The organism is Veillonella sp. (assembly GCF_015058545.1).
Taxonomy (GTDB): Bacteria; Bacillota; Negativicutes; order Veillonellales; family Veillonellaceae; genus Veillonella_A.
This window is the reverse complement of sequence record NZ_SVCB01000009.1, coordinates 1-7,675: the sequence shown is the minus strand read 5'-3', so window position 1 is coordinate 7,675 and position 7,675 is coordinate 1. Positions and strand designations below refer to the sequence as shown.

The following is a 7,675-nucleotide window of genomic DNA, read 5'->3' as shown; positions in this document are numbered from 1 at the left end:
ATGATGTGTTATGATTAATAGAGTCCATAGTGATATCGATACCTCGTGTATAAGATTTGGTTTAGCGACATTAATCATAACACAAATCGGTATTCACTATGGATTTTTTATATGTTCAATTTCAGTTTACAATTAACCAAAATATGTAAAATTTATTGGAAGTGTGTCAGCTAAAGGTTTTTCAACAGCTGATTAATCATAAGCAATGTAAAATTCTAGCACGTCTTTTTTTGTAAAAATAATGTAATAACTTATAACGATGTGTTAATTAAAGCCCTAACCCTTACCTTTGGTGGGTAGTAAAAAATGTGTATTTTCGGTATAATTAATTGAAAGAAGTAATAGGAAAATTTTCTATTATTATTTTAGATTAGTAGAAGTATGAGGGTAGAGAGATGAAGTATCGAAGTACACGAAGTGAAGAAACGGTAAGTGAAACGTATGCATTGCTCCATGGCTTGGCAAGTGACGGGGGTCTATATGTGCCGGCCTTATTTCCGGAACGCTGTCTGACTTATGACATGGTGGCGGAGAAATCCTACGAGGACATTGCGTATACCGTATTAAAAAATCTTTTCACAACTTTTGATGAAGCGGAATTGCGTTCCATGATTGCGTCGGCGTATAGCAAAGCGAATTTCAGTACGCCTGAAATTGCACCGTTGCATTCTTTGTTGGAACGTTTATCGGTGCTTGAATTGTTCCACGGACGTACGCAGGCGTTTAAGGATATGGCCTTGTCCTTGTTCCCGTATTTGTTGGTAGCCGCCAAAGAAGCGGAAAAGGAAACAGATGAGGTGCTTATTTTGACGGCCACTTCCGGTGATACGGGTAAAGCAGCGTTAGAAGGTTTCAAAGATGTGCCGGGCACTCACATTCAGGTCTTTTATCCGACCGATGGGGTGAGTCCGATGCAGCAGGAACAGATGCAGAAACAAGAGGGCGATAATGTCAATGTAACGGCTATTCGCGGCAACTTTGACGATGCGCAGCAATTTTTAAAACGTCTCTTTGTGGATGAGTCGATGGCTGAAAAAGTGGCGGCTAAGGGCGTTCGTTTCTCCAGTGCCAATTCCATTAATATCGGTCGTTTGGCACCGCAGGTGGTTTACTACGTGGTGGCCTATGCAGAGCTCGTAAATCAAGGTGCTATTCATCGTGATGAAGCGTTTAATGTGGTGGTGCCTACCGGTAATTTTGGCAATATTTTGGCCGCTTATTATGCGAAAAAGATGGGTGTGCCAATCGGCAAGTTGATTTGTGCCTCCAACCGCAATAATGTGTTGACGGACTTTTTCAAAACCGGCACGTACGATATGAAGCGTGAATTCTACACGACCATTTCACCGTCCATGGATATTTTGGAAAGTTCCAACTTTGAACGTTTCTTATATTATGTGAGCGGCGAGGATTACGAAGTAACGAACCGTCGCATGAAGGATTTGAAAGCCAACGGTTCCTTGTCGGTATCTGAAGAAGAGTTACAGCGCATTCAGAAGGAATTTAGCGGTCAATTCGTTTCCGATGAAGAAACGAAAGCGGTCATTGCACAGGTTTATAATTCCTACGGTTACTTATTGGATCCGCATACTGCGGTGGCCATGGGTGCTTACATGAAGGAATTGCAGGCGCATCCGGAAGATGGCGGTCGTCATACGGTGATTGCCGCAACGGCCCATCCGTTCAAGTTCCCGAATCCGATTTGCGAAGCCCTCGAAATTCAGACCGGTGATACGCCATATGAAAGTCTTGAGCACATCAGTGCGGTGACGGGCGTGGCGTTCCCGAAACAACTGGCTGCTTTGCAGGCGAAGGAATTACGTTTTACCAAAGTCATTGATAAAGAATCAATGGGCAAAGAAATTCTTGCTTTTGTCGATACTTTTAAAAAATAAGCTATATTGAGTCAGACGATCCTACTTATTAACGATATAAGTTGTTGGTTGATACTATATAGCAATCAAAATATTAGTAATACATTAAGAAAGTAGTGACAACGTGAGACAAGCTTTTTTCTATGCCATTGCGTCAGCTTTGGCGTTCAGTATCATGAATTTATTTGTAAAAATGCTGGGGCAAGCCATGCCGGCTGCGGAGATTACCTTCTTCCGCGGCCTCATCGGCACGGTGGCGGTCCTCGCTTACATGCGCGTCAAGGGTATTGCCTTTTCGACTGAAAACCGTGGGATGCTCACCGTTCGCGGGATTTTTGGCGGTTTAGGCAACTTGTGCAACTTCATTGCCCTGGCGTACATGAAGTTGGCCGATGCGGCGATTTTATTCCAGTTGTCCGGCATATTCGTGTTTATTTTCAGCACACTCTATTTGAAAGAGTCGGTTCCGAAAGGGGCCGGTAAATGGCTGATTTTGATTTTTGCGGCTGTTTGCCTCATGATTAAGCCGTGGTCGTTCAGTGAGTTCCACTGGTATTCGCTTTACGCCATCGCCGGTGCTGCCTTTGCGGCCGCTGCCTATACTACGATTCGCAAGCTCAGCCAAGTGGGGCATCACAGTAATTATGAGATTATGTTTTATTTCTTAGTGACCACCATGATTGTCGGTGGTCTCTTGATGGGACCTGATTTTGTATGGCCTGATTTGCGGCAATGGGTAATCCTTGGTATTATCGGCGGGATTTCCGTGTTTGCCCAATTCTTCCTGACCGGTGCATTTGTGGCAACCAATGCGGTTGTGGCACAATTTTTACAATATATCGGCGTATTCTTCAATGCCATGTGGGGCTTTGTAATTTTTGACGAAACCTTATCGTGGATGACGGTCTTGGCCGGTATTATGATGTTTGTCGCATCGGTTATGATTGCTCGTTTAAAAGAGCAACACGTCAAAGTGTAGGCTCTAAGCTTGGCTGACGGAGTAACGCGTCAAAGTGTAAACTCTAAGCTTGGCTAAATGAGCAACACGTCAAAGTATAAGCCCTAACAAAGGTAGGTGCCGATATGTACTTAGCAACTTTAGAAATTGAGAATTTTCGTAATTTGAATCAAACGAAGTTGAGTTTTCACGAGCATTGTAATTATCTGATTGGTGAAAACTCGATTGGGAAGTCTAATTTGTTGGCCTTGATTCAGATCATGACATCCGGCAGAAGGCTGGTGGAAGGGGATTTTTTCGATATCGTAAAACCCGTCAAGGTTCGCCTTGAAATCGTGGTGACGCCGCACGAAGAGTTGCCTCCCTTATTGATTAAGGCGGTTAAAAACGGTCGTATTCTGCTCGAGTGGGAGCAGGTGAATGTGGCGACGAAGCCGCGCCTGTATGAGGTGTTGACTACGACGGCACGGCGTTCGGTACCGCTTAAAACGCTCACTTACATGGCCTATTTTGCCTTGAAGGATATTGGCATTTATTCTTTCGACACAAAGGAGGAGTCCTTTTACGAAGAGCTCCGTGATTTGTTGGGCGAGGCCCTCGATGTGGCGATTTGTAAAAAAGATTCGCCCGTTACGAAGTCGATGTCGCTCATTGCGCTGCGCATTCGGCAGTTTCAAATGGTCATGCCTCATTTGCCGATTTACATGATTATTGTATTGGCTCAGCTGACGCAATGGCCACTTATGGAACGGGGCTCCATGACGCATACGAAAATCGATAAGAGCGAGCGTTATGCCGGCTTTTATACGCCTGATGCACTGCGCCTCGTGGCCATGGTGGTATTTCGCTTGGTGCAGAAGATTTTTCGTTTGAAAAAACAAAATCGCCTGGAGTCGCGTATTGTCGTGATGAAGGGAAAACGGTATTTACCGCTGGCTATCAGCCTCGATGAAGTGGAAACCCATTTGAACCCACTCATGCAGCGGGCTATGGTGGATTATTTTAAAGAAATGATGGCCAATGAGAATATTGGATTTTTGCGCATTTTAAAAGATGTGTTCGGCATTGATGGTATTTTAGGCCAGGTCTTTATCGTTACGCATTCGGCGGAAGTCTTGTCCGATGATTATCGGCAGATTATTCGCTTTTATCGTCAGCCGTCGGGCTCCTTGAAGATTGCCTGCGGGGTGACCTTTGAAGTGTCGTCGGAGGCGGAAGAACATTTGATTGCTTATTTTTCCGCGGTCAAAGAGGCACTCTATACACGTTGTGTTATGATAGTAGAGGGCGAAACGGAGTACAGTAGTTTTCGGCAGTTTGCCAAAACGCTCGGTATTCCGCTCGACTTTTACGGCATCGGGCTTATCAATGCCCGCGGCCAAGGGTCTATCAGCCGATTGGCTGAATTATTTAATCGTTTTGACATTCCCGTCATCGCCCTATATGATAGGGATGTGCGTACCGACGTACGGGCGGGCAAAAAGCAAGTATATTTCACGGATACAATTTGCTATGAATATGATTTGGTCAGTCACTTGATTCGCCGGCGCCAACGGTCCGTTTTGGATAACATTGTGCGCATGGTAGTCAGTCTTGAAGGCGGTTCGCAGCTGGTGTCCAAAAAAGCCATCACTCAAGGGGTGGATAAGCTGATTAAGTACGCCAAGTCGCAAAATGAGTCCCTTCAGGGTCTGGTGAACCGGGCGTTTCACGAACGCAAATTAAATTCAATTCCGAATCGGGAAGAACACCTCTTGGAAGTGTATTACTTCAGTTGGTTGTTTTTTCAAAAAGGAATTACTATCGGCAAGTGTATTGCGTATAATATAAAAGAGCGGGAGGATATTCCCCCTGCGTTTGTAAGAGTTATAAAAAAAGCACAGCAGCTGGCGCAACAACAGGACGCCTGGCTGGCTGTGGCAGAGGAGACGAAATATGGAAAATAAGACATATAAATTCGGTTTAGTCGGTTTGGCCGTTATGGGTCAGAACTTAGCGCGTAATGTGGCACACAAAGGTTTCAGCATTGCTGTTTATAACCGTACGCCGCAGAAAACGGATGAGTTTTTGCAAAAATTCGGTCACGAAGGCGATATCGGCGGTGCTCACAGTCCTGAAGAGCTCGTTAACATGCTTGCTAAACCTCGCAAAATCATGTTCCTCGTAAAAGCGGGCCAACCGGTAGATGACATGATTGAAGCATTCTTGCCATATTTGGATAAAGGCGACATCTTAATTGATGGCGGTAACTCGTATTTCAAAGATACTCGTCGTCGCAGCCAAGAGCTCGAAGCTAAAGGCTTCCGCTTCTTAGGTGTTGGCGTATCCGGCGGGGAAGAAGGGGCTCTTAACGGTCCAAGCCTCATGCCGGGCGGTAATGAAACGTCCTATAAGGAAGTGGAAAAAATCTTTACGTCCATCGCCGCTCAGGTGGCTGACGGTCCTTGCTGCAGCTATGTTGGTGATGACGGCGCCGGTCACTATGTAAAAATGGTGCACAACGGTATCGAATACGGCGATATGCAGCTCATCTCCGAAGCGTACTTTATGATGAAAGAATTGCTTCACATGAGTGCCGAAGAAATGGCCGAAGTGTTCACCGAATGGAATAAAGGCGTACTCGATTCTTACTTAATCGAAATCACGTCTAAAATCTTGCGCGTACGCGACAAAGAAACGGGCGAACCATTATTGGAAAAAATCCTTGATAAAGCGGGCCAAAAGGGTACCGGTAAATGGACGAGCCAGGAAGCTCTTGATTTAGGGGTACCGATTCCGACTATCGCGGAAGCTGTGTTTGCGCGTGGCATGTCGGCTTACAAAACGGAACGCGTGGAAGCGGCTAAGATGCTTAAAGGTCCTGAAGGGGAATATAAGGGCGACAAAAAAGCCTTTATCGATGCTATTCATTCCGCCTTGTATGCGTCTAAAATCTGTTCTTACGCACAGGGCTTTGCGTTGATTAAAGCAGCGGCCAAAGAATACAACTGGAATATCAACTTCGGCGATATGGCGCTCTTATGGCGCGGCGGTTGTATCATTCGTGCCGTATTCTTGGAAGATATTAAAAAAGCGTTCGAACGCAATCCGGAACTTTCCAACTTGCTCCTCGATCCGTTCTTCATCGAAGCCATCGAACAGCATCAGGCTAAATGGCGTGAAGCTATTATCGAAGCGAAACGTTTCGGTATTCCGACTCCGGCATTCTCCGCATCCCTTGATTACTACGACAGCTATCGTCGTGCCAACTTGTCCGCTAACATGATTCAGGCGCAGCGCGACTTCTTCGGTGCGCATACGTATGAACGTGTTGATCAAGACGGTATTTTCCATACCGAATGGGAAGCTGCATTGGAAGGGAAATAAAAATAAAAAACGCGTGGTATTAAGGCACGCGATAGTTCCAATTAAATAATATTTGCACGAAAGGGGGCACATCATGAAGCATAATAAATTTAAAGGCAACACATTTTTATTAATGCATAAAGATGTGCCCTGTGTTCAATTTACGTTTCATAAATATGAGATGTGGGCAAAGTTTGAATCCATACTGAATAAAGACCATACACCACCGAATATGATAGATAATTATCGTGGTTATGAATATAATTTGAATAAATTTTTAGATCATCGAGTTATTCCTAAAGAGCGGCCTAATATCAGTGCTATCAAGGATTACTTTGACAGTGATTCCTCGCTTGAACTATCCTTGCGCTCCTATATGCTTAGCGTGTCCGATCATTATTGGATTAAACCGGCCGACAGTAAAGTAATTTGGGCGGATGTGAATTTCTATGATAATTCATTTGAAGATGATTCGATTTTTATCTCATCATTGACGACTTTGAAAAAACAGGTTGGGGATAGAACATTGATTTCGTTTCATAGTCATACGCCGAATACTTCGAATAACGGTACTTTACCGCAGATGTGGTTGCATACCGATGAATCGCCGGTTTTATATAAAACTGGTAATCAACCATTTGTGCAGGAGCCTTTTAATGAAGCGGTGGTTTCCGATTTATTGGATGTACTGGGTTTTAACCATGTGTTGTATCGTTTGGGAACATTCGGTGGCTCGGTCGTATCCGCTTGTGATGCGTTCACGACGGCATCCATCGAGTTTATACCGGTTTGGCAATTGGAAAAATCCCGAACCAATCATTTAAATGGGTTAGATAATTATTTGGAATTTCTACGACAAAATGGTTGTGCCGTAACGGATGAAATTCGTAAGCAGCTGGAAGAAATGATTATTATTGATTATCTGACAATGAACGATGATCGTCATTGGGGGAATTTCGGTATCTTACGGAATAGTGAGACTCTTGAGTTTATAGGTTTGGCGCCTATTTTTGACAATGGCCGAACTTTTGCCTATAACTCTTTTAGTGGTGATTATGAAGCACAGCCGGCACCATATAATTTGTCTAAGGCGTTTGCTGAAAACGGTACTCATGACCGTGAACTTACTTATGTAACAGGGGTTCACGATATTGATCATGCTGCATTGAAAGCGGCAGTGCCGGATATTTTTGAAAAAAGATTAATTGAAGTGAAGGCGCGCTTTGAGGCGGTTGATACGAGTCGGGAAGTTATTGAAGTGTTGGAACGTAAAGTGCCTAATTTAATCAAGACGTTAATTAAACGGGTTGATGAATTGGATAAGCAGCTTCGAAAAACATAATTTAAGTGACAATTTAAAAAATCATAACCACCCGTAGAACGGGTGGTTTGCTCTGACCCTATAAGGGTCTTTCTCTAGTGGTTGCCCTCTAAAGAGGGCTTTGAGTAATCTGACAACCACTCTATTATCACTGGCTGCCCCCTACTCGGGGGCTTT

At 44.3% G+C, this 7,675-nt stretch carries 5 protein-coding genes; all 5 read left to right on the top strand.

Annotation, left to right across the window (positions count from 1 at the left end; translation table 11 throughout):
- Positions 1-395: 395 nt before the first annotated feature.
- The 5 genes from thrC to E7204_RS00310 all read left to right on the top strand — a co-directional run bounded on the left by thrC (position 396) and on the right by E7204_RS00310 (position 7,519).
- Positions 396-1,895 (top strand): threonine synthase, encoded by a 1,500-nt coding sequence (gene thrC, locus E7204_RS00330; RefSeq protein WP_295180488.1) that lies wholly within the window; start codon positions 396-398, stop codon positions 1,893-1,895.
- Between the two features lie 103 nt (positions 1,896-1,998).
- Complete coding sequence (locus E7204_RS00325; protein ID WP_295180487.1) at positions 1,999-2,853, top strand: DMT family transporter; 855 nt, start codon at positions 1,999-2,001, stop codon at positions 2,851-2,853.
- Between the two features lie 104 nt (positions 2,854-2,957).
- Positions 2,958-4,778 carry an AAA family ATPase gene (locus E7204_RS00320; RefSeq protein WP_295180484.1) on the top strand — a complete coding sequence of 607 codons (1,821 nt, stop codon included), beginning with the start codon at positions 2,958-2,960 and terminating at the stop codon, positions 4,776-4,778.
- Positions 4,768-6,198 (top strand): decarboxylating NADP(+)-dependent phosphogluconate dehydrogenase, encoded by a 1,431-nt coding sequence (gene gnd / locus E7204_RS00315; protein WP_295180482.1) that lies wholly within the window; start codon positions 4,768-4,770, stop codon positions 6,196-6,198. Before E7204_RS00320 ends, gnd begins: the two co-directional genes overlap by 11 nt.
- Positions 6,199-6,271: 73 nt before the next feature.
- Positions 6,272-7,519: a protein kinase gene (locus E7204_RS00310; protein ID WP_295180480.1), complete on the top strand. Its 1,248-nt coding sequence runs from the start codon at positions 6,272-6,274 to the stop codon at positions 7,517-7,519.
- Positions 7,520-7,675 lie beyond the last annotated feature (156 nt).